19 protein-coding genes are annotated in these 23,362 nt (G+C 52.3%); 16 read left to right on the top strand and 3 right to left on the bottom strand.

The genetic code is table 11. The features are described 5' to 3' along the window. Window positions 1-13 precede the first annotated feature (13 nt). Together cls and GF423_RS11195 are read right to left on the bottom strand one after the other, a co-directional pair. Window positions 14-1,462, bottom strand: a complete 1,449-nt coding sequence (gene cls / locus GF423_RS11200; protein ID WP_154328436.1) for a cardiolipin synthase — start codon at window positions 1,460-1,462, stop codon at window positions 14-16. A 19-nt stretch (window positions 1,463-1,481) separates the two neighbouring features. Continuing rightward, entirely contained in the window at window positions 1,482-1,790 is a 309-nt protein-coding gene (locus GF423_RS11195) for a T9SS type A sorting domain-containing protein (protein ID WP_206113237.1), read from the bottom strand. A gap of 246 nt (window positions 1,791-2,036) precedes the next feature. On the opposite strand from GF423_RS11195, the gene GF423_RS11190 reads away from it, so the two are divergent. The 16 genes from GF423_RS11190 to GF423_RS11115 all read left to right on the top strand — a co-directional run bounded on the left by GF423_RS11190 (window position 2,037) and on the right by GF423_RS11115 (window position 22,933). Further along, window positions 2,037-2,639 (top strand): nitroreductase family protein, encoded by a 603-nt coding sequence (locus GF423_RS11190; RefSeq protein ID WP_154328434.1) that lies wholly within the window; start codon window positions 2,037-2,039, stop codon window positions 2,637-2,639. Between the two features lie 20 nt (window positions 2,640-2,659). After that, window positions 2,660-3,382, top strand: coding sequence for a DUF5715 family protein (locus GF423_RS11185; protein WP_154328433.1), 723 nt, complete (start codon window positions 2,660-2,662; stop codon window positions 3,380-3,382). A gap of 74 nt (window positions 3,383-3,456) precedes the next feature. Beyond that, window positions 3,457-4,200, top strand: coding sequence for an inorganic diphosphatase (locus tag GF423_RS11180; protein WP_154328432.1), 744 nt, complete (start codon window positions 3,457-3,459; stop codon window positions 4,198-4,200). Window positions 4,201-4,248: 48 nt separating this feature from the next. Continuing rightward, window positions 4,249-5,304, top strand: a complete 1,056-nt coding sequence (gene aroB, locus GF423_RS11175; RefSeq protein ID WP_154328431.1) for a 3-dehydroquinate synthase — start codon at window positions 4,249-4,251, stop codon at window positions 5,302-5,304. Window positions 5,305-5,801: 497 nt separating this feature from the next. Further along, complete coding sequence (locus tag GF423_RS11170; RefSeq protein WP_154328430.1) at window positions 5,802-6,386, top strand: hypothetical protein; 585 nt, start codon at window positions 5,802-5,804, stop codon at window positions 6,384-6,386. A gap of 285 nt (window positions 6,387-6,671) precedes the next feature. After that, a complete protein-coding gene (locus GF423_RS11165) occupies window positions 6,672-7,619 on the top strand; it encodes an IS30 family transposase (RefSeq protein ID WP_154326857.1) in 948 nt (315 codons plus the stop codon). Window positions 7,620-7,754: 135 nt separating this feature from the next. Beyond that, window positions 7,755-9,008, top strand: a complete 1,254-nt coding sequence (locus tag GF423_RS11160) for a D-alanyl-D-alanine carboxypeptidase (protein WP_154328429.1) — start codon at window positions 7,755-7,757, stop codon at window positions 9,006-9,008. 964 nt (window positions 9,009-9,972) lie between these two features. Continuing rightward, a complete protein-coding gene (locus tag GF423_RS11155; RefSeq protein ID WP_154328428.1) occupies window positions 9,973-12,165 on the top strand; it encodes a leucine-rich repeat protein in 2,193 nt (730 codons plus the stop codon). A 1-nt stretch (window position 12,166) separates the two neighbouring features. Then, window positions 12,167-12,772, top strand: a complete 606-nt coding sequence (locus GF423_RS11150; protein WP_154328427.1) for a DUF6939 family protein — start codon at window positions 12,167-12,169, stop codon at window positions 12,770-12,772. 12 nt (window positions 12,773-12,784) lie between these two features. Further along, entirely contained in the window at window positions 12,785-14,236 is a 1,452-nt protein-coding gene (locus GF423_RS11145) for a DarT ssDNA thymidine ADP-ribosyltransferase family protein (RefSeq protein WP_154328426.1), read from the top strand. Next, on the top strand, window positions 14,233-15,153 hold the full coding sequence (locus GF423_RS11140) for a PP2C family serine/threonine-protein phosphatase (RefSeq protein WP_154328425.1): 921 nt from the start codon (window positions 14,233-14,235) through the stop codon (window positions 15,151-15,153). The genes GF423_RS11145 and GF423_RS11140 overlap by 4 nt, the downstream gene beginning before the upstream one ends. Before the next feature lie 63 nt (window positions 15,154-15,216). Beyond that, the gene (locus GF423_RS11135; RefSeq protein WP_154328424.1) at window positions 15,217-18,243 is read left to right on the top strand and encodes a leucine-rich repeat protein; all 3,027 of its coding nucleotides are present in this window, start codon (window positions 15,217-15,219) and stop codon (window positions 18,241-18,243) included. Between the two features lie 138 nt (window positions 18,244-18,381). Then, window positions 18,382-18,768 carry a hypothetical protein gene (locus GF423_RS11130; RefSeq protein WP_154328423.1) on the top strand — a complete coding sequence of 129 codons (387 nt, stop codon included), beginning with the start codon at window positions 18,382-18,384 and terminating at the stop codon, window positions 18,766-18,768. 224 nt (window positions 18,769-18,992) lie between these two features. Beyond that, the gene (gene speA / locus GF423_RS11125) at window positions 18,993-20,903 is read left to right on the top strand and encodes a biosynthetic arginine decarboxylase (protein ID WP_154329043.1); all 1,911 of its coding nucleotides are present in this window, start codon (window positions 18,993-18,995) and stop codon (window positions 20,901-20,903) included. Window positions 20,904-20,933: 30 nt separating this feature from the next. Further along, the gene (gene truA / locus GF423_RS11120) at window positions 20,934-21,680 is read left to right on the top strand and encodes a tRNA pseudouridine(38-40) synthase TruA (protein ID WP_154328422.1); all 747 of its coding nucleotides are present in this window, start codon (window positions 20,934-20,936) and stop codon (window positions 21,678-21,680) included. Between the two features lie 350 nt (window positions 21,681-22,030). After that, window positions 22,031-22,933 carry a TraB/GumN family protein gene (locus GF423_RS11115; RefSeq protein ID WP_154328421.1) on the top strand — a complete coding sequence of 301 codons (903 nt, stop codon included), beginning with the start codon at window positions 22,031-22,033 and terminating at the stop codon, window positions 22,931-22,933. 6 nt (window positions 22,934-22,939) lie between these two features. Here GF423_RS11115 and GF423_RS11110 read toward each other — a convergent pair whose 3' ends face one another. Next, window positions 22,940-23,293, bottom strand: a complete 354-nt coding sequence (locus tag GF423_RS11110) for a PAS domain-containing protein (RefSeq protein ID WP_154328420.1) — start codon at window positions 23,291-23,293, stop codon at window positions 22,940-22,942. Between the last annotated feature and the right edge of the window lie 69 nt (window positions 23,294-23,362).

Here is a 23,362-nt window from a genome sequence, read left to right as displayed (position 1 = left end):
GCAGAATGAATGTTCACAAAATGGGGCCGAGCAGCCGCGAGAGCGACTCGAGGGCCTTCTGGCTCCACTTGCGGCGCTTCCAGTGCGACATGATGATGCGCGTGCAGCTCGACTTGGCATCGTGAAGGAAAATCTTCTTCATGCGTGCATTGAACGGCTTGCTGTAGACGAGCACATTGCACTCAAAGTTGTGCTCAAAACTGCGGTAGTCGAAGTTGGTCGACCCCGTGGTCACAAACTCGTCGTCGACGATCACGCACTTGGCGTGCAACATGCGGTTGTTGTAAAAATAAATCTTGATGCCTGCTTGCAGGCATTCTTTCACATAGGAGAACGAGCTGTAACGCAACACCTTGCTGTCGGGGGTGCGAGGTATCATGATGCGCACGTCGACACCCGCGAGGGCTGCCGTCTGCAGGGCCTTGAGCTGTCCGTCGTTGGGCAGGAAATAAGGCGTCTGGATGTAGATGCAGTTTTTGGCCAGCGATATGGCCTTGAGAAAGACAAGCGACATGCCGTTCCACAAGCCTGTGGGCCCGCTGTCGAGCACCTGCATGCCGTCGGCATCGTCGGGGTGCACCACATAGCTCTGCGTGGGCTGCGTGAGCAACATGCGCTTCATGAAATTCCAGTCGACGGCAAAGGAGAATTGCAGGGCCTTGACCACGCCGCCCTCCAGTCTGAGGTGAGTGTCGCGCCAGGGCAGGCGGCCATGCTCGCCCGTGACATAGCGGTCGGCCACGTTCATGCCGCCTATGTAGCCCACTCTGCCATCGATCACCACCACCTTGCGGTGGTTGCGCCAGTTCAAGCGATTGGCCAGCTGCGGGAAGGTGACCCGCAGGAAGGGATAGGCCTCGACCCCTTCCTTGCGCAGGTGCTTGAAAAAAGCAGAGGCAATGCTCCAGGAGCCCACATGGTCGTAGATGACCCGCACTTTCACGCCTTCGTGCGCTTTCTGGATGAGAATATTGGCAATTTCCTGACCTATCTCGTCGGCCGAGAAGATGAAATATTGCAGATTGATGTATTGCTTGGCCGAGAGCAAATCGCGCTTGAGTGCGTCATACTTTTGCTTGCCCTCGGTGAAAATGTCGGCATGATTGCCCGGGAAAAAATGAGGCTCGGCGATGGAGTTGACCAGGCGTATGATCTGCTTGCTGCTGTCGCTCAGGCTGAGTTGGCTGGGGTCGATGGTGTCGAGTTTCTCCTGGCTGCGCAAGCGCAGGCGATTTTTGCGAGAGATGATGACCACGCTCTTGAGGCTGCGGCCAAAAAACAAATAGAGGAAAAGGCCCAGTATGGGGAGCAGCATGAGCACGGTAACCCACGCCAGCGATTTCACAGGGTTGCGGTTTTCAGAGATGACAACGGCTATTGTGCTCAATATGGTCAAGACGTAAATTATCGTGAAAACGACAAATACCGCATGAGCATAAGGGAACAACTCGGCGAGAATCATAACTATAGCATGGTGGTGCTCACTTAACGACCACCTTGCGCGACCACACGTTGTAGTAGCGCACGATGTAGAAGCCCTTGGAAATGTCGATTGTGGCATGGGTGTCGGCATTCACCTTCACCGTTCTCACAAGCTGGCCAGTGATAGAATAGACACTGAACACAGCATCGCTGCTGCCAGCATAGAAATAGATGCGGCCGTCGCCACCCTTGACCGATGGCACCCCCGCAACATTTTCAACGGCAGGCACTGGCTCGGGCACTGCCCAAGCCTGCGATGCCACCCCTACAGCGGCACACACTACCAATAGTATCAACAACTTCTTCATAGCAACAACAAAGGTATAAAAAAAATTTCGAAATTCCAACATTTCGGGCAATTTTTCGGCAGCTGCTCCGTTGTGGGCGTTCCAGGGCCAGCCGGCAGCACGGCTGCCAAGCCCAAGGGGGCACCACCAGCTGCAATTGAAAAGGCAGGCAAAAAGCGCAGCCATTTACTTAAAATAGTTTAACACGATGGGAAAATAAGCCAAAACATTGTATTTTTGTAAGACAAAAAGTTACAAAGCAAAGTTATGAAAATCTACAAGCTTCTACTGGCCGCAACGCTACTGGCCGCATGCAGCCCCACGAGCGAAGCCCAAGTGCTGCCCAAGCCGCAAGTCGCTGGCGGCATGCCACTCATGGAAGTCATGAAAGCACGCAAGAGCCAGCGCGACATTGCTCCCGACAAGGCCGTGTCGAGGCAAGACTTGAGCAACATGCTGTGGGCCGCATGGGGCATCACCCACGACGGCAAACGCACCATTGCCACAGCGATGAACCGCCAAGAGCTCGACTTCTATGTGGTCACTGCCACCGAGATAGGAAAATACGACGCTGCAAGCAACACACTCACCACAGTGGCCACCGGCGACTACCGCACACTGGCCGCCAAGCAAGGCTTTGCCGCCACAGCCCCCGTCAACATCGTGATTGTGGGCGACGGCAACAAGACCGACAAGCCCGAGTTTATGAACTATGCTGCCGGGGCAGCCTCACAAAACATCTACTTGTACTGCGCGCAGGCCGGCCTCAAGACCGTGCTGCGCTATGGCTGCGACCGCGAGGGCCTGGCCAAGGTCATGAAACTCAACGACAAGCAAGTGATACTCTACGTGCAAACGGTGGGTCAATAAACTAACTGATCGACAAAGTCATGCAGAAATTCTTGCTGACATCGCTGATGCTCATCGCTGCCATCGTCGCAGTGTCGTCATGCACCCACTCCGACAACGACGGGCAAGTGAAATACGTGCTCAGCGACGACACCCCGCTCGACACTGCCGCAGCCCCCAAGCTGCCCAAAGGCGGCCCGGTGCACGAGATGAAGAGCCGAATCGTCGACGGGCGGTTAAAGGACATTTTCAACGACAGCAACCACACGCAACTGCGCGCTGCTGTTGCCAATGGCATCGACCCCATCGTCGACTTGCGCTCGGCCTTTTACTTGAAGCGCCCCCTCGTGAAACTGAACACCTGCAAGCTCTACTATGTGGCCACGATGAAAGACTCGGCCCCCTACCTGGTGCCCAAGGCTGCCAACCTGCTCAAGCAGATAGCCACAGCCTTCGCCGACACCATTGTGGCACGCGGTGGCAAGGCCTATCGTCTGAGGGTGACCAGCATGCTGCGCACCGACTACTCGGTGGCCCAGTTGCAGCAACGCAACCGCAACGCCACCTCGCAATCATGCCACCGCTATGGCACGACATTCGACATCAGCTGGTCAAAATTTGACTGCATGGACCCCAGCTACCAAATCTCGCAGGAAAGTCTGAAAAACATACTCGCCGAAATCATCTACGACTTCAGGGCCCGCGGCAAGTGCTATGCCATCTTTGAGACCCGGCAAGGGTGCTTCCACGTGACCGTGAGATGAATCGACCAAGCAGCAACAGTGACATCACTCCACACTTACACATAAAACAAAATCATCACATATAGTTTTTTATTATGACTGAAAAAAACGCAATCGCCAATTATCTCAAATCAACAGGCAACAAGCAGGCAGAAATCAAGGTAGCCCTTGTAGACTGCGACGGTGTGCTCTACGACTCGATGAAGAATCACACACGCGCCTGGGTAAAGCTCATGAAGAAAAACGGCGTGAAGTGCACACGCGACGAGTTCTACCTCTATGAGGGAATGACTGGCGCCGAGATCATCAAACTCTTATTTAAACGCGGCTCAGGCAAAAACATCACCGACGACGAGGCACGCGAGCTGTACAAGGTGAAAAGCCGCTACTTCAAGGAGCTGGGCGAGCCCGCCATGATGCCCGGGACCACACAAGTGCTCTCGACACTGAGGGATGCCGGCATCAAAAACGTGCTTGTGACCGGCAGCGGCGAGCCCCTGCTGCTCGAGCGCATCGACAGGGACTATGCAGGCCTCTTCGCCCCAGAGCGCATCACGGCCGCCGACACCAAGCACGGCAAACCCAGTCCCGAGCCCTACATGAAAGCTCAGCTCAAGGCCGGAGCCAAACCGTGCCAGTGCATCGTGATTGAAAACGCTCCCCTGGGCGTGCAATCGGGACATGCTTCGGGCAGCTTCACCATAGGGGTAACCACTGGCCCCATCCCCGAGAAAGATCTCTACAAGGCAGGGGCCGATATCGTGTATCCCGACATGAATGCCCTTGCAAGCGCCCTGCCGGCTTTGCTCGAGGCCTTCAAGACAACGCAACAGGCTTGAGCTGGAAGCCATCATGCTCAAGAAAAAAAATTTCACTTGCAGGCATCTATGAGTCAAAACATAGTTTTCACCAACGATATCGACAACACTCTCGACAACCTACTTGCCGCCAAGCAATTCTCCCGCCTGGCAGTCGTCGTCGACACCAACACCGCCCAAGCAGTGCTGCCGCTCATCGAGTGCCAGGCCCTGAAACAGGCCAGCGTGATCGCCATAGGACCCGGCGACATCAACAAGAACCTCGACACGCTGGTCGATGTGTGGAAAAAGCTGGAGGCAATGGGGGCGACCCGCAAGTCGCTCGTCGTGAACCTGGGCGGAGGCGTGGTGACCGACTTGGGAGGTTTTGCCGCCGCTACCTACAAGCGGGGCATCCCCTTTGTAAACTGCCCCACCACCCTGCTCAGCGCCGTCGATGCAGCCGTGGGCGGCAAGACAGGCATCAACTTCAACGGACTGAAAAACGAAATAGGCTGCTTCGTGGAAGCCACCGACGTCATCATCACCACACGATTTTTCACAACACTGCCTGCGGTCGAGCTCAAGTCGGGCTTTGCCGAGATGCTGAAGCACAGCATGCTCAGCAGTCACGACGACTTTGAGACGCTGCTCGACTTCGACCTGGCACATGTCGACTACGAGCGCCTGCTCCAGCTGCTCAAGACATCGGTGCTCGTGAAAGAGCGCATCGTGAGAGAAGACCCACACGAGCAAGGGTTGAGACGGGCACTCAACCTGGGGCACACCGTGGGGCACGCCCTTGAGAGCATGGCACTGCACAAGGGCAAGCCCGTGCCTCACGGCTATGCCGTGGCCTGGGGGCTTGTTGCCGAGGCCGTGCTCTCGCACATGACGATGCACTTCCCCTCGACCGACTTGCACCGCCTCGCCCACTATGTAAAGGCCCATTACGGCGCCTTCTACATCACCTGCGACGACTACGACACACTGCTCGAGCTCATGCATCACGACAAAAAAAGCCAGAATGGCGAGATAAACTGCAGCTTGCTCGCCAGCTGCGGCAACGTGAAAGTGAACAACACCATCGACGATGCCGACATGAAAGCAGCCCTCGACATCTACCGCGACCTCATGGGAATATAACCCAAGGCATGCCTGCGGGCTTACTGCTGCAACACAAAAAGCCACCGAGCAATCCTGCCCAGTGGCTTCAATGCGTTTAAGTGTCGTTCACGATTAAGATTTAAAGTCGAAATAATGTATAAACTAAACAAATAAACCTATGCTTATGAGAAAACTTTATTACTCTTTTTGTTTTCTGAGAGCAAAGTAAAAGCAAATAAATGACGCATACAAATCTAATATATGAATAGCCATTTTTTATAGACGAGCAGCAACGTTAAGTTAATTTTAAACTTTAATGTTAAAACATTTTTGACTTTTATGCGTCATTAGTCACACTATGTTAAACTCCACCTTCAGCCAACTCAAATACAGGCAAAATTGTGGCAATAGCGACTGCCCAAAGAAGACCGAAATCGAAATTGTGCCGCAATAATGGGGCAATGCAACAGCGAAGGCTATGAAATGAGACAAAAAATATTTAACTTTGTGCTGATAAAAACCAATCGAAAAAGAAAATGAAGAAATATCTTTTGATTTTTGCAATCATGCTTCTGGTGGCCGGAGCCGCCAGCTGCAACAAGAGCAACGAGAACAAAGAAACCAATCAAATCGACGCCAGCGTGCTGGGCGTGCGGCTGGGCGATGCCAAAAACACAGCCATCGACTCGCTCGACAAGAGCGGCTGCGACTTCGACGCAACACCCAAGGTGAGCTGTGAGGTCACCGGCCCGGTGGCCTATGGCGATGTGGCCTTTGCCACAGCCCACGTGCAATTTCCGAAAGGTGTAGTGACAGGCATCTCCTGCGAGTCGGCATTCCCCGAATCGGCCTACCCCGACAACGGCAAGAGCGCCAAGGCCTTCTACGACGAGCTCAAGGGCATGCTGGCAGCCAAGTACCAGCAATATGCCGTGGCCCAAGCTCAGCCAGGCGAGGCCGACGTGAAAGCGGTGACAAAATACGACGACAAGAAGACAACGGTAACCCTCAAGCTCAACTATGTGAAGGCCGCCAACGACCGCGAGGCCTACTGGCTGGTGACGCTGGAGATAGCCAAGAGCGGCGCGCCGGCTTCGGCGCCGACCGACACAATAAAATAGCACCTGCCACACCAGCTTGCAACCACACAACTCATCGAGAAAGGCGTGCTTTGCCACAACACAAGGCAAAGCGCGCCTTCCTCCATGCTAAAGCTCCTTGCCTTGCTAATTCCAATTAGAAGTGCAAAACTCTGCGGTGCATTAAAACATGAAAAACACCGCGGAGGTTTGCCTTGCGGCTGGGGGCGCGAAGCCCCCAAAGAGCATTGGCGGATAACTTAAGCAATACAAAAAAAGAGGAGATCTTTCGTTCCCCTCCCTAAGATTAATTAATTTTGTATTGTGATGTATAAACAATTAACCTCGGAGCAAAGATACACAATAAGTGTGCTACTCCAAACGAAATTCTCACTTAGTTTCATAGCCGAGACTATTGGTGTGTCAGTAAGCACGGTTTCTCGTGAGCGAAGGCGTAATTCTAATGCTAAAGGCGTTTATGACGCACGTACGGCCGTATTGAAAGTCAAACGACGCAAGGCCAGGACACCTGGCAATCGCCGTATCGCTCCCTATGTACGCAGCCGTGTTTTTGAACTTATCCGTAAGGAGCAGTGGTCGCCGGAGGAAGTCGCCGGATGGCTTGGCAAGAAAGAGGGCATCACGGTGTCCAAGTCAACCATATACAACTGGATAGCGGCCCTTTCCCCACATTACGGGGACAACATCCGAAAGCACCTCAGGCATGGAGGCAGACCAAGGCAAAAGTCCTTGCTTACCACCAAGGCGCATATTCCCAACCGCCTCTCCATTGACGAAAGACCGGAAACGGACTATGGACAGACCATAGGAGACTGGGAGATGGACACCATCGTAGGAAAGGAAGGCAAAGGTGCCATCGTTACTCTGGTTGAGAGGAGGAGCTGCTTTATGCTCATGGAGAAACTCGATACGGGAAAGCAGGCCGTTCCACTGGCATATGCCGTGGTGAGACTCATACGGGAGAGCGGGTTGCCTGTAAGGTCGATAACGACAGACAACGGGCCGGAGTTTGCCGCACACGAAATCATTGCGAGGGAACTTAACACGAAAGTTTACTTCGCACATCCGTACTGCTCGTGGGAGAAGGGAGCTATCGAGAACATGAACGGGCTCATCAGGCAATATATTCCGAAGAAGACGGACTTTAGGGGAATTTCAAGGCTATATGTCAAGAGCATCATCGAAAAATTAAACAACAGGCCAAGAAAGAAAAACGGATTTCGAAAGCCCAAAGACATGATTAAAGAAAAATAGCGTAACTTTGCACTTGCTTCTGGAATCCGCCCCTCGACAGGAATTGTGAATATTTCCTATAAAAGCAGGCCAAAGTTGTGCCATTGCTATTTTTTTGATAGCTTTGAAAAATTTTTCAGGACACGCAAAAAGAAAATGCACACGACTACTCAACGACTACTCATCATTGCCACACTGCTACTCATCGTCATGGCTGGATGCAGCCACAACAAGAAAACGGTCACAACGGCAGCAACCAAGCCCGACATCCCCGTCGACACGGCCTTGCAAAGCCGCCTCGCCGAGTTTGCCGCCAAGCCCAGGGTGCAGGGACAACTGGGGATATATGTGTATGATCTCACGGCCGACAAGCCCGTCTTTGGCATGAACGAAAGCCAATCGCTGCCGGTGGCCTCGTGCACCAAGCTGCTCACCACGGTGGCCGGTCTGCACTTGCTGGGCAGCAACTACCGCTACAGCACGTCGCTCTACACACACGGAAAGATGAAAAACGACACCCTGGTGGGCGACGTCATCTTCAAGGCCGATCTCGACCCACAGCTTCAGCCCGAGAACCTGGCACTTTTCACCAGCGCGCTCAAGCAGCAAGGCATCGACCACGTGCAAGGCCGCCTGGTGCTCGACCTGCTGCTCAAGGACAAGGTGCAGGCCGAAGCACACTGGTATCCCTGGGACTTGAGTTTCTCTCGCTACGGCATGCTCTATAAGGGTCCCGACAAGGTGCGAAACCTGGTGAAGGCTCAATTTGCCAACGCAGGCTACCACTTCGACGACGCTCAAGTGATATATGGCAAGGTGCCCCGCGGCTCGGTGTATCGCTTCAGGTACTCGAGCGGCATACAGATGGCCATCAACCACATGCTCAAGCACAGCTCCAACACGCAGGCCACAGCCCTGCTCTACACCATGGGGCACCGCAGCAATCCGCGCCAAGCCCCTGCCACCGCCGGTGTCGAATACATGCGCCGCTTCATGAGGCACGACTTGGGTCTGACCGACACCTCGCTGGTCGTGCACGACGGTTGCGGCCTGTGCATTCACAACCACCTGTCGCCTGTGGCACTGGCCACCATACTCAAGTATGGCTACCGCCACAAAGACATCTACAAGTCGCTGCTCACCGGGTTGTCGATATCGGGTATCGACGGCACACTGCGCGGCAAGGGCTACGACCGCGAGGGCCTCAAGGGCATGATACATGGCAAGACGGGCACACTCTCGCACCCCTATGGCATAAGTTCGATAGCAGGCTATTGCCAGGACGGCAACGGGCACGACTTGGCCTTCGTGATGCTCAATACGCAGATGTCGGTACTCGATGCGCGCCTCATGCAACGCAACTTCTGCGAGGCACTGGTGGGCGAGGCAAGAGAGCACAAAAAGAAATGACCCGGCAAGACGGCCCCATGGCATCAACAGGTTGTGTGAGGGCATAAAAAAAAGAAAGCCACATCGCGCCGCTACAACCTCATACCCTTGCTTCGGTTAAGACCTGGGGGATTCTGAGGGAGCTGGCCGTGCAGCTTTCCAAGTGCAAAGGTACGTTTTTTTTCGGTCGTGCCAAAAGATAAGTGCAAAAAATTTACAACCATAATTATACATCATTGATTTTTAGGCAATTAAGCCACACACACATCATCCCCCACAGCACCGCAGCTGCCACCTGCCAGTTAAGAATTGGCAATTGCAATGATATCGTGTTGGGCATTATAAACCCGTGTAGATTCCAAAACGAAGCGCAACATTGAGGAGGCTAATTACTGTAGATTCAATGGAAAGCGTTGACTTTGCCCCGTGAATCGAAGAGGAGGCGAGCTCTGCCGAGGAGCGACTCAACCAAGCAATAGATTCATCCGCCATGCTGAAATCGTGGAAACAGACGGGGATGTCGTAAGGCAGCTCCGTTTTTATGATTTTAGAAGGCGGTCATGGCTAAGATTTGCAAGGCCCTGGAATGCACTGTATATTTCGCTGGTCCTTACTGCTCAGGACAAAAGGGCGCGATTGAAAACGCAAACAAGATGCTCAGAGAATACTTCCCTAAAGGCACTGACTTCAAGACCTGTCACTCAAGAACAACTCAATAGCGCACAATATCAAATCAACGAAAGACCAAGGAAGAAATTAGGCTTTACAACTCCCAAAATTGTGTTCTTCGGAAAAATTAGCTAATTTTGCACTTGCCTCTTGACTCTACAGTTTTTCCAGATATAGTTATATTTTATGATATTCGTTGAAGAACTAAAGCGAAAGAAGCTTTCTCTATAAATTTTCCAATGGCATGACAACTATTCAAAGAACATGGGCTTGAGTTGGGGGTCTGTAAAATGCTTAGCTTGTAAAAAAATAATACATGACATACCCTTTAATATCAGAATATGTAGAGGCGGTGAGAAATGCGGAGGACAACTTCGAGAAGCTGCGCAATCTCCGGCCTGTGACCGATGGCAATGGCAATCCCGTGATGACCAGCGGTAACTTTGCCGTGGTGTTCAAAATGCGGGATGAGAAGGAAGACAAGCTCTATGCCGTGAAGTGCTTTCTCAAAGACCAGCCGAACCGTGCGGAAAACTATCGGATGATAGCTGAGGAACTGGAATATGTCTCTTCGAGTTTCCTCACCAAGTTTCAGTATTTGGACAAAGAGCTGTTTGTCGACGCTGCCCATGCTGATGGCGAGGAGTTCCCCGTCCTGCTGATGGACTGGGTGGAGGGCACCAACCTCGACCTGTATATCCGTCAGCATCTTCACGACAGCTATCAGTTGCATCTGCTTGCCTACCAGTTCAGCCGTCTCGCCCTGTGGCTGATGCCGCAGCCGTTTGCCCACGGCGACTTAAAGCCTGACAACATCATGGTGAGAGAGGACGGTACGTTGGTGCTGATTGATTACGACGGCATGTTCGTTCCGGCAATGAAGGGACAGAAGGCGCGGGAGATGGGCAGTCCGGACTTCCGCCACCCCGCACGCACGGAAGAAACCTTCAACGAGCATATTGACGACTTCTCACTTGCCTCCATTCTGCTTTCTCTCAGGGTGATCGCCGAAGAGCCTGCCTTGCTTGAGAAGTACGGCGCTGCCGACCGTCTTCTCTTCTCAGAAAAAGACTATAGGGCCATTCATGACTGTCAGCTTTTAAAGGACATCTTCCCGTCTGAGTGCCCAGAGATAAACACGCTTGTGGGACTGTTCATCATTGCCCTTACTCAATCCGATTTGTCGAATGTATCCTTCCGCCTGCTGTCGCTGGAGCGACCGAAGGAACCGGAGATTGAAATTATCAGCACGGAAGTGACGGAAGAAGATAAGAAGGACGCATGGACTGATGAGTTTGGCGTTAAATATTCGAAGGATGGGAAGAAGCTATTAGAAAGCACAGATAGAGGCTTAAAGAATTATACGATTAGGCAAGGAACAAGGTGTATTTGCGATAAAGCGTTTGCTGGAAACTTTTCCTCTCATCCTTCTTTGCAGTCTATCACCATCCCCGACTCCGTGACCAGCATTGGCGGCCTTACGTTTGCTCATTGCTCATCCTTGCAGTTCGTCACCATCCCCGACTCCGTGACCAGCATTGGCGATGGTGCGTTTTGGGGTTGCAGATCCTTGCAGTCCGTCACCATCCCCGACTCCGTGACCAGCATTGGCGACCTTACGTTTGCTGATTGCTCATCCTTGCAGTCCGTCACCATCCCCGACTCTATAATAAATATCAAAGGGAATCCATTTCCAGCTTGTACGGCAAGAGTTATCAATCATTCCAATCATTTTACTATATATGAGGGCAATCTGTATACTTCTGACAAACGAAAACTGATTTCTTATTTATCAAAGGGAGAAAATTTTATCATCCCCGACTCCGTGACCTGCATTGGCGACAATGCGTTTTATGGTTGCTCATCCTTGCAGTCCGTCACCATCCTCGACTCCGTGACCAGCATTGGCTACAGTGCGTTTTCGAATTGCGATTCCTTGCAGTCCGTCACCATCCCTGACTCTGTGACCAGCATTGGCGACAGTGCGTTTTTTGGTTGCTCATCCTTGCAGTCCGTCACCATCCCCGACTCCGTGACCTGCATTGGCGGCCTTACGTTTGCTCATTGCTCATCCTTGCAGTTCGTCACCATCCCCGACTCCGTGACCAGCATTGGCGACAGTGCGTTTTCGGATTGCGATTCCTTGCAGTCCGTCATCATCCCCGACTCCGTGACCAGCATTGGCGGCAGTACGTTTTTGGGTTGCGAATCCTTGCAGTCCGTCACCATCCCCGACTCCGTGACCAGCATTGGTGACTGGGCGTTTCGGGGTTGCTCATCCTTGCAGTCCGTCACCATCCCCGACTCAGTGACGAGCATTGGAAACGATGCATTTAGTTGTTGCTCGTCCTTGCAGTCCGTCACCATCCCCGACTCAGTGACGAGCATTGGCGACCTTACGTTTGCTGATTGCTCATCCTTGCAGTCCGTCATAATCTCTCGCAAAACATACGACAGGCTGAAATTCAATTTGCGACGCTATTCTTCAAAAATCAAATTCAACGACTAACATGATAATCATCGAAACAAAACGAAAGAAGACTGAGACTCTTCTCAAAAAATATCCCAATGCCATCTTGGCGGACGTGACCAGTAAGGCAAAGGACGGACTGGTAAAACTGAGTCCGTTCTATCCCCACTATGGCATCCCCGTGCCGTTCAGTCCGGGCTACACCGCCACATGCGTGGAGGCCGTCTGGCAGGGACTGAAAGTGTTTGAAGGCTGCGACGTAGACACATCGCTCTTCACCAACGACACCATGCGGGGACTGAAGCGAACCGTCAGAAAATACGGCAAGCCGTTGGGCCACAGAAAGGGCGTGAACGGCACAGAGTTGCTGGGCTATATAGAGGCTCGGAAACAGATATACATACCCACTTATCGGTGGGTGTTGGAGAACAAGGTCAAAGACATCATCGACCGGCTGCGCGAGGTGAGCAAGACAAAGACCATCGTACTGCTCGACTACGACACCAACGCCGATGTGGACAACGGTCGCGAACCCCTCTCCCATGCATCGCTCATCAAGGCGTATGCGGAAGGCACTTACCCTTATGGCCCGAGACAAAATGACAGCGGTAAAGCGACTCTAAAAGAACCCTCATTGTTTGATTAAAGACAACTGAATATGGACAAAAACAAAAGAAGCAACTGGAACGACTTCAAGGAAATACTGGACCAGCACCATATCACACGGCTCTACCATTTCACCGACCGTGACAACTTGGAGTCTATCATCAAAAACGGCGGTCTCTATTCCTGGGCCGATTGCGACGAGAAGGGCATCAAGATACCCAAGCAGGGCGGAGGCGACATCTCGCGAAGTCTCGACAGAAGGGACGGCTTGCAGCACTATGTGCGTGTGAGTTTCACACGACAGCACCCGATGATGTACGTAGCCATGAACGACGGCAGGATTTCCAACCCGGTGGTTCTGGAGATAGACCCCGAAATCATTTACTGGGACGACACGCTCTTTGCCGACCGCAACGCCACACGCAACGGAGCACAGAAGGGTGGCACACTTGCCGACTTCAAGAAGATACACTTCAATGCCGTCACGGCACGCACCCATTTCGACCTTGATGAGAGCGAGCAGCCCTTCTTCCAGGCGGAGGTGATGGTCAACCATTTCATTCCCCTGAAATACATCACCAACATCGGCAATTTCGGCATTCCCATCCCCAGCCAGCCTAAGGTGCTGCAATCCAAGGATGCCTACACGGCGCAAATCACCCGCGCCACGCCTACAGCCTTCCTCTTCCTCATCGACCAGTCATGTTCCATGAGACGGACGACAACCTACAACGGTGAGCAGATGCCGATGTCGGAGGCAGTGGCACGAATCGTCAACCATCAAATCAACGAGCTCGTGTTGCGATGCATCAAGACCAACGAGGTGCGCCATTACTATGACATCGCTGTCATCGGCTATGGCTCTGATGCCTACAGCGGATGGCAGGGCGAACTGGAGGGCCGCGACTTCGTGTCGCCGCAGGAACTGAAGGAGCATCCTTTCAAGACCATCACCACGCGAAAGGAAGTCAGGACAAGACGAGGCATAGTGACCAAGGAAGTGGAGAGCGTGGAATGGATAGACGCAAATGATAACGGGAGTTGGACGCACATGCACAAGGCGTTCAACAAGGCCAAGGAACTCTTGGAGAAATGGATGGAGCAGCACCACGACAAGGACTGCTATCCACCGACCATCATCAACATCACCGACGGACAGTTTAATGGCACGACAAAGGAGAACATGTTGCAGCTCTCCAACGAGCTGAAATCGATGTTCACCAACGACGGCAACGTGCTGCTCTTCAACATTCATATTGTTCCAAACGATCAAGACCGTGTGGTGTTCCCGGTTGACAAGTCGGAAGTGGAGAGCAGCTCCTACGGCCAGACGCTCTATGAGATGTCGAGTCTGTTGCCCACACGATACAACGAGCCCATATCAGATATCAGAGGGGATGAAGGTAACAAACGGCATGTCGCCATGGCCGTGAATGCGGATATGTCTACCCTTATCCAACTGATGGATATCGGTACCCCCACCAATATCAGCCAAAACAAATGAAGTACTATTCTCAATCCATACCGAAGCGGGAAAGCCGTGTCATCAATGAGGATGCGGCACTCGCAAAGAAAGGCATGGCTGCCGTGTCGGACGGTGCCGGAGGTGGCGGAGTGTTTGCCGAGTTGTGGTCAAAATATCTGCTGAAGCAATTGCCGGTAAGTGCCCTGCGAGACTTCCAACAGTTGGACGCATGGGTGGACGGCATTTGGGAACCCTATTACAAGGACTGTGAAAAGAAAGCCAAACAGCAAGGTGCACTTTTCCTCAACAAGTTCTACGACGAGGGCTCCTTCGCCACCCTTGCCGCTGTGTGGTTACAAGACGGCAAGACGGCAGAATGGATGACCTACGGCGACAGCGTCGTGTTCTGCTACGACTTCCACAACCATGAGCTGAAATATTCCAACATCAGACTCTCGTCTTTTGACGATGCGCCCTATCTGATAGGAAGCAACGCAGCACTCAAAGCAGAGGGCTTCAATGCGGGACAGTTCCAGTTAACGGGGGAAGAGGTGATATTTGTCGCCACCGATGCCTTGTCACATTATATTCTGATGAGGTATGAATTGTGGCATAGGGAACGGTACGAGGATGAAATCGACGAAGCCATCGCAACCAGGACAAAGAACAGCAACTACATAAAAGTGGCGGAGGAAGAAACTAAAGATTTCGAGAAGTGCCTTACAAGACTGTTGTATGCCGCCCGAGAGCAAAAGAGTTTCATTCGGCTCATGAGCAGTTTGGAAGAGTCGGGGCTGTTGGCTCATGACGACTACTCGTTGGCTGTACTCGACTGCCGTCAAGCTAAAAAGAGAGAAAAGACTCATAGCCATGCCGAGCATCATGCCTTGGTAAAGAAGCATCAGCCGGTGAAACTAAAAATGCTACAAAAGAAAAAGTACAAGAAGTGGCTATGACAACAACCTTCGTCTGTTCTGTTCGTTGAAGTCATAAGTCCATTATATGTAATAGAATACAGAATGACATACCCTTTAATATCAGAATATGTAGAGGCGGTGAGGAATGCGGAGGACAACTTCGATAAGCTGCGCAATCTCCGGCCTGTGACCGATGGCAATGGCGATCCTGTGATGACCAGCGGCAACTTTGCCGTGGTGTTCAAAATGCGGGATGAGAAGAATGACAAGCTCTATGCCGTGAAGTGCTTTCTCAAAGACCAGCCGAACCGTGCGGAAAACTACCGGATGATAGCTGAGGAACTGGAATATGTCTCTTCGAGTTTTCTCACCAAGTTTCAGTATTTGGACAATGAGCTGTTTGTCGACGCTGCCCATGCAGATGGCGAGGAGTTTCCCGTCCTGCTGATGGACTGGGTGGAGGGCACCAACCTCGACCTGTATATCCGTCAGCATCTTCACGACAGCTATCAGTTGCATCTGCTTGCCTACCAGTTCAGCCGTCTTGCCCTGTGGCTGATGCCGCAGCCATTTGCCCACGGCGACTTAAAGCCAGACAACTTCATGGTGAGAGAGGACGGTACGCTGGTGCTGATAGACTACGACGGCATGTTCGTTCCGGCAATGAAGGGACAGAAGTCGTGGGAGATGGGCAGTCCGGACTTCCGTCACCCCGCACGCACGGAAGAAACCTTCAACGAGCATATTGACGACTTCTCACTTGCCTCCATTCTGCTTTCTCTCAGGGTGATCGCCGAAGAGCCTGCCTTGCTTGAGAAGTATGGCGCTGCCGACCGCCTTCTCTTCTCGGAGAAAGACTATAGGGCCATTCAAGACTGTCAACTTTTAAAGGACATCTTCCCGTCTGAGTGTTCAGAGGTGAACATGCTTGTGGGACTGTTCATCATCGCCCTTACTCAATCCGATTTGTCAAACGTATCCTTCCGCCTGCTGTCGCTGGAGCGACCGAAAGAACCAGAGATTGAAATTATCAGCACGAAAGTGACGGAAGAAGATAAGAAGGACGCATGGACAGATGAGTTTGGCGTGAAATATTCCAAGGATGGGAAGAAGCTACTGGAATGCACTAATCGGAAATTAAGGAATTATACGATTAGGCAAGGAACAAGCAGCATTGGCGATGGTGCGTTTTATGAATGCTATTCCTTGCATTCCGTCACCATTCCCGACTCCGTGACGAGCATTGGCAACAGTGCGTTTTATGGTTGCTTATACTTGCAGCCCGTCACCATCCCCGACTCCGTGACGAGCATTGGCGACAGTGTGTTTGAGGATTGCTCATACTTGCATTCCGTCACCATTCCCGACTCCGTGACGAGCATTGGCAACAGTGCGTTTTCGAATTGCAAATCCTTGCAGTCCGTCACCATCCCCGACTCCGTGACCAGCATTGGCGACAGTGCGTTTGATGGTTGCTCATCCTTGCAGTCTATCACCATCCCCAACTCCGTGACCAGCATTGGCAACTTTGCGTTTGCGGGTTGCTCATCCTTGCAGTCCGTCACCATCCCCGACTCCGTGACCAGCATTGGCAACGGAGCGTTTTCAGTTTGCTTATCCTTGCAATCCGTCACCATCCCCGACTCTGTGACCAGCATTGGCGTCAGTGCGTTTGATGGTTGCTCATCCTTGCAGTCCGTCACCATCCCCAAATCTGTGACAATTATTAAAGGAAATCCATTTTCAAATTGTCCAGCAAGAGTTATCAATCATTCGAATCATTTTACTATATTTGAGGGTAACCTGTATACTTCTGATAGACGAAAACTGATTTCTTATTTATCAAAGGTTGAAAATTTTATCATCCCCGACTCCGTGACCAGCATTGGCGACGGTGCGTTTCAGGGTTGCTCATCCTTGCAGTCCGTCACCATCCCTGACTCTGTGACCAGTATTGGCGACAATGCGTTTGAGGATTGCAAATCCTTGCAGTCCGTCACCATCCCTGACTCCGTGACCAGCATTGGCAACTGTGCGTTTAGTTGGTGCTCATCCTTGCAGTCCGTCATCATCCCCGACTCCGTGACCAGCATTGGCAACGGAGCGTTTTCAGTTTGCTTATCCTTGTATTCCGTCACCATCCCCGACTCCGTGACGAGCATTGGCGTCAGGGCGTTTGAAGATTGCAAATCCTTGCAGTCCGTCACCATCCCCGACTCCGTGACAAGCATTGGCGACAGTGCGTTTGAGAGTTGCGAATCCTTGCAGTCTGTCACCATTCCCGACTCCGTGACAAGCATTGGCGACGGTGCGTTTTCGTATTGCTCATCCTTGCAGTCCGTCACCATCCCCGACTCCGTGACCAGCATTGGCGACGGTGTGTTTGGGGGTTGCGATTCCTTGCATTCCGTCACCATCCCCGACTCCGTGACCAGCATTGGCGACAGTACGTTTTGCGAGTGCTATTCCTTGCTGTCCGTCACCATCCCCGACTCCGTGACGAGCATTGGCGACAATGCGTTTTCAACTTGCTGGTCCTTGCAGTCCGTCACCATCCCCGACTCCGTGATCAGCATTGGCTACAATGCGTTTAATGGTTGCAAATCCTTGCAGTCCGTCACCATCCCCGACTCCGTGACCAGCATTGGCGTCAGGGCGTTTCATGGTTGCTCATCCTTGCAGTCCGTCACCATCCCCAAGTCAGTGACAATTATTAAAGGAAATCCATTTTCAGATTGTCCGGCAAGAGTTATCAATCATTCCAATCATTTTACTATATTTGAGGGTAACCTGTATACTTCTGATAGACGAAAACTGATTTCTTATTTATCAAAGGGAGAAAATTTTATCATCCCCGACTCTGTGACCAGTATTGGCGACAATGCGTTTGAGGATAAATCCTTGCAGTCCGTCACCATCCCCGACTCCGTGACCAGCATTGGCGACAGTGCGTTTCAGGCTTGCTCATCCTTGCAGTCCGTCACCATCCCCGACTCAGTGACTAACATTGGCGACGATTCATTTAGTTGTTGCTCGTCCTTGCAGTCCATCTTTATCTCTCACAAAACATACGAAAGGCTGAAAGCCGAATTGCAATACTATTCTTCAAAAATCAAATTCACCGACTAACATGATAATCATCGAATCAAAATGAAGAAAGACTAAGGTCCCTCTTGTGGAGATGGTTACAATTTTTATTGCAGCTATTATTTTCAAAATAGTTTTTGGATGATAATCCACATGGTAAATTACTAAAAAAATTTTAAAATGAAAACTAAAATAATTACATACTCGATTGTGGTTTGGTTTGGACTCCAAGCCTTGTTTATGTTCTATTGGCCTATATACCTATACAACCTGAATGGTTTCAAGCTCAATGAGATGTTGGCCTTGGGATGTATCATATTACCCTCGTCTATTTTTATCGTAGCAAATAATAAAATAATCAGAAAAATAGCGACATGCTTATTGTGGATCTATGCGATAGCTTTTGCATTTATTGGCACAATAGCAAATCTTGTAGCCAGTGCAGAACCAACACTTGCATTAGCACTTACAATAGTCATGATTATAAATATAGCGTTGTTAACAGCAAATTATTTCTGTGCTGCTGAAAAGAAACCAGAATTGAAAAAAGGAGACAAGCAACTATGACAAGAAGATCCATTCAATTCAATTCAATTTTATACAACGTGCTGAACCCGCCGATGGAAAATCATGTCAGGCGACTGCCGTCGTCATGCTAAAATGCCACCAGGCGGCGAAACGGCACGGGGAAAGCAGGGAAGCTGAATGATATTTTTCAGGCATGAATATAAAGAGGAAAAAGCGTGCAAAGTTTGAGTAGTTTTTGCTACCTTTGCAGCATGACAGCAAGCATCAACAAGTGGCGCATCGACGACAGCGCCGAGCTATACAACATCAATGGTTGGGGACTGGACTACTTCTCAATCAACGAGAACGGTCATGTCACCGTTACACCCAAAAAAGACTGTGTGCCCGTCGACCTGGTGGACGTGATGGACGACCTGCACTCGCGCAACATCACCGCGCCCATATTGTTGAGATTTCCCGACATACTCGACAACCGCATCGAGAAGATATCGCGTTGCTTCAAGAAGGCAGCCAAGGAGTACAACTACAACGGGGAGAACTTTGTGATCTACCCCATCAAGGTGAATCAAATGCGACCCGTGGTGGAGGAAATCGTGAGTCACGGCAAGAAATTCAAGATAGGTCTCGAGGCCGGATCCAAGCCCGAGCTGCACGCCGTGCTGGCCATCAACATGGCCGACGTGAACGACAACTCGCTCATCATATGCAACGGCTACAAAGACCGCGAATACATCGAGCTGGCCCTGCTGGCCCAAAAGATGGGGCGGCGCATCTTCCTGGTGGTGGAGAAACTCAACGAGCTGCACCTGATTGCCAATGTGGCCAAGCAGCTCAACATCATGCCCAACATAGGCATACGCATCAAGCTCTCGAGCAGCGGCAGCGGCAAGTGGGAAGAGAGCGGCGGCGACCGCAGCAAGTTTGGCCTCAACACGAGTGAGCTCTTTGAGGCGCTCGACTTCATGAAGGCGCACGACATGACAGCTTGCCTCAAGCTCATACACTTCCACATAGGCAGCCAGGTGACCAAGATACGCCGCATCAAGAACGCCCTGCGCGAGGCCTCGCAATTCTATGTGCAGCTCTCGGCGATGGGCTTCGATATCGACTTTGTCGACATAGGCGGCGGCTTGGGCGTGGACTACGACGGCAGTCACAACAGCGCCACCGGGCACTCGATGAACTACTCGATACAGGAATATGTGAACGATGCCGTCTACACCTTTGTCGACGTGTGCGACAAGAACGGGCTCAAGCATCCCAACATCATAAACGAAAGCGGCCGCAGCCTCACTGCCCACCACTCGGTGCTCGTGATGGAAGTGCTGGAGACAGCAGGGTTGCCAAAGTGGAACGAGGAGACCGACAAGATAAAAGACGACGACAACGACCTGGTGAAGGACCTGTATGAGATATGGGACAAGATCAACAAGGCACGCCTGCTTGAAGACTGGCACGACGCCCTGCAGATACGCGAGGAGGCCCTCGACCGCTTCAGCCTGGGGCTCATCGACCTGCGCACACGCGCCATTGTAGAGAAGCTGTTTTGGTCGGTTGCCCGCGAGGTGAACCTCATCACACAGGAGCTGCGTCATGCTCCCGAGGAGCTGCGCAGCGTGGCCAAGCTGCTGCCCGAGAAATACTTCTGCAACTTCTCGCTGTTTCAGTCGCTGCCCGACAGCTGGGCCATCGACCAGGTGTTTCCGGTGATGCCACTGTCGAGGCTCAACGAGCGGCCCGACCACATGGCTACCATACAGGACATCACCTGCGACAGCGACGGCAAGATTGCCAACTTCACCTCGCCCACAGGCATCACCCATGCCCTGCCTGTGCACACGCTCAGGAAGGGCGAGCACTACTATCTGGGCGTGTTTCTGGTGGGCGCCTACCAGGAGATACTGGGCGACATGCACAACCTCTTTGGCGACACCAACGCTGTGCACATCAACGTGTATCCCGACCACTACGACATCGAGCAGATGATCGACGGCGAGACGGTGGCCGAGGTGCTCGAATATGTGGAATTCAGCCCCAAGCAGCTGGTGCGCAACGTGGAGTCGTGGGTGACCGAGTCGATACGCAACGGCAAGATCACCAGCGACGAGGGCAACGAGTTTGTGCGCAACTACCGCTCGGGACTCTACGGCTACACCTATCTGGAAAAAGACTGATCCTCATCACGCAACAAGCAATACACACTCATGCGCTATTTCATAAGACTAGCCTACGACGGCAGCCCCTACCACGGCTGGCAAGTGCAGCCCCACGACGTGAGCGTGCAGCAAGCCATTGAGCAAGCCATGGCCATGGTGCTGCACGCGCCCATAGGCATCACTGGAGCCGGGCGCACCGACACGGGCGTGAACGCTGCCATGATGATTGCGCACTTCGACACCCAAGCGCCCATTGCCCACACAGGCCGGCTCGTGCACAGCCTGAACGGCATACTGGGCAAGAGCATTGCCATTTACAAGATATTTCCCGTGGCCAGTGACGCCCATGCGCGATTTGACGCCACGAGCCGCACCTACAAGTACTTCATCCACACCCTCAAGAGCCCCTTTCTCAACCAGTACAGCTGGGCCTGCCACCACCAGCTTGACTTCGACTTGATGAACGAGGCAGCCGGCAGGCTGAGGCTGCACACCGATTTCACGTCGTTCAGCAAGCTGCACACCGACGTGAAAACCAACAATTGCAAGGTGACACACGCCCAGTGGACGCCACTTGACGGCGAGCGGTGGGTGTTTACCATCACGGCCGACCGCTTCTTGCGCAACATGGTGAGGGCCATCGTGGGCACCTTGATCGATGTGGGGCTTCACAAAATCACGGTCAATGACTTTGACCGCGTGATTGAGCGCAAAGACCGCTGTAGGGCCGGGCAGTCGATGCCAGGCAATGCTCTATTTCTGTGGAACATCACCTATCCCTACCCCATCGAGTGACCCGAGGCACAGTTTTCTACCGCAGCCAGGCCACTGTTGCTGCCGCGAGGGCATAACGCTCAAAAAAAACAACGCCCATGCAACGATTCACATCGGTGACAGGAGCGTTAATTTTCAGTTTACTACTAGAAGTGGCTACGTAATTGGGTTGAAGCATCAACCAATAACTAATTCACTTAATAATTATATTCACATTGCCCTCCATTGTGTTGTGTGGGAGAACTGATGCAAAGGTACAGGCGTTGCGGGTCGACGGCAATAGCCTGAATGTGGGATTTGGCGCAATTTTTATCGCCAAAAGTAATGATAAAGCGCTGAAAACTGCTAAATTTGCAAAAAAACGCAACATCATGACAACAAAAAGAATGATCTCGATGCTGCTCGCCTTGCTCATGATGAGCATTACGGCCAGCGCCCAACTGCTGTGGAAGGTGACAGGCAACCAGCTGCAACATCCCAGCTACCTCTTCGGCACCATGCACCAGGCCGACGGCAGCTATATCGACTCGATAGCTGCACTCAACGATGTGATCAACAGTGTCGACGGCGTGTGGGTAGAAATCGAGAAAGACAAACTGCTCACCCCCGAAGCACTCTCCTACATCAACAGCATGATGATGGCTCCCCCCGACAGCACACTGAGCCAGTTGCTGTCGGCCGAAGGAGTGAAAATCGTGGCTGGCGTCGTCGACAAGTATTTCAACGGCATGGTGAGCATGAATGCCATCGAGAAGCTGAAGCCAGCCGCCATCATGACACAAATCGAGGCCCTGCAGCTCTTGCAAGTGGACAAGAGCCTGAAGTTGGGCAATCCCGACAACATGCTCGACGCCGCCGTGCAGACCCGCGCCGCTGCGGCAGGCAAGACTTCACACAGCCTCGAGACAGTTGAGTTCCAGGCCCGGTTGCTCTTCGGCTATCCCCTCAACCAGCAGGCAGCCGACTTGCTCGAGTTCTGCAAGGCCGACGGCAAGGTCGTGGAGCTGATAGACCAGCTCGTGAGCGCCTACAAGCAGCAAGACCTCGACAAGATACTGCGCATCATGGGAGCCCCCGAGATGGGCGGCTCATCGCCACAAGAAATGGAGCGCATCATCTACGCCCGCAACCGCAACTGGGTGAAGACACTCGTACCCGCGATGCAGCGAGGCAGCGTGCTCGTGGCTGTGGGAGCCGGGCATCTGCCTTCGAGCCAGGGACTCATAGCCCTGCTCAGGGACGCAGGTTTCACCGTCGAGGCCGTAAAAAAGTAGCCTTCACTACCCGCGGTCGTAGTGCGGCATCGAGTCGGGCAGAAACATCGACAGCTCCACCAGCCCGCACACCTTGCCATCGACACGCCAGGGCGACTGGAAAATGAGTTTGCGCCGGCCGTGCTTGGTGATGGTGTACACATTGTCGACATTCTCGTTGAGCATCCTGGCTATGATCGCACGCGAGCGCTCGTTGTGGCACGGCATCAGGCTCTGCCCCACCATCGAGCGGCCGTCCTTGCAGTTGATTTCGATCGAGCGGTCGTTTTGATACACAATCACTCCTTGGGTGTCGCACACGGTGATGGCCACATCCATGTCACGAGCCCAGTCAAAGTTGAAATTACAGGTCTTAGTCATAATCACGGTTTATAAATGAATTAACACAGGCTAAATTACTCAATAATCCCAGCATGTGCAAGCACAAAA

The sequence above is a fragment of the Sodaliphilus pleomorphus genome, from assembly GCF_009676955.1.
Taxonomy (GTDB): Bacteria; Bacteroidota; Bacteroidia; order Bacteroidales; family Muribaculaceae; genus Sodaliphilus; species Sodaliphilus pleomorphus.
Note: the sequence above shows the minus strand (reverse complement) of the source record. Positions and strands in the feature narration are given on the sequence as shown.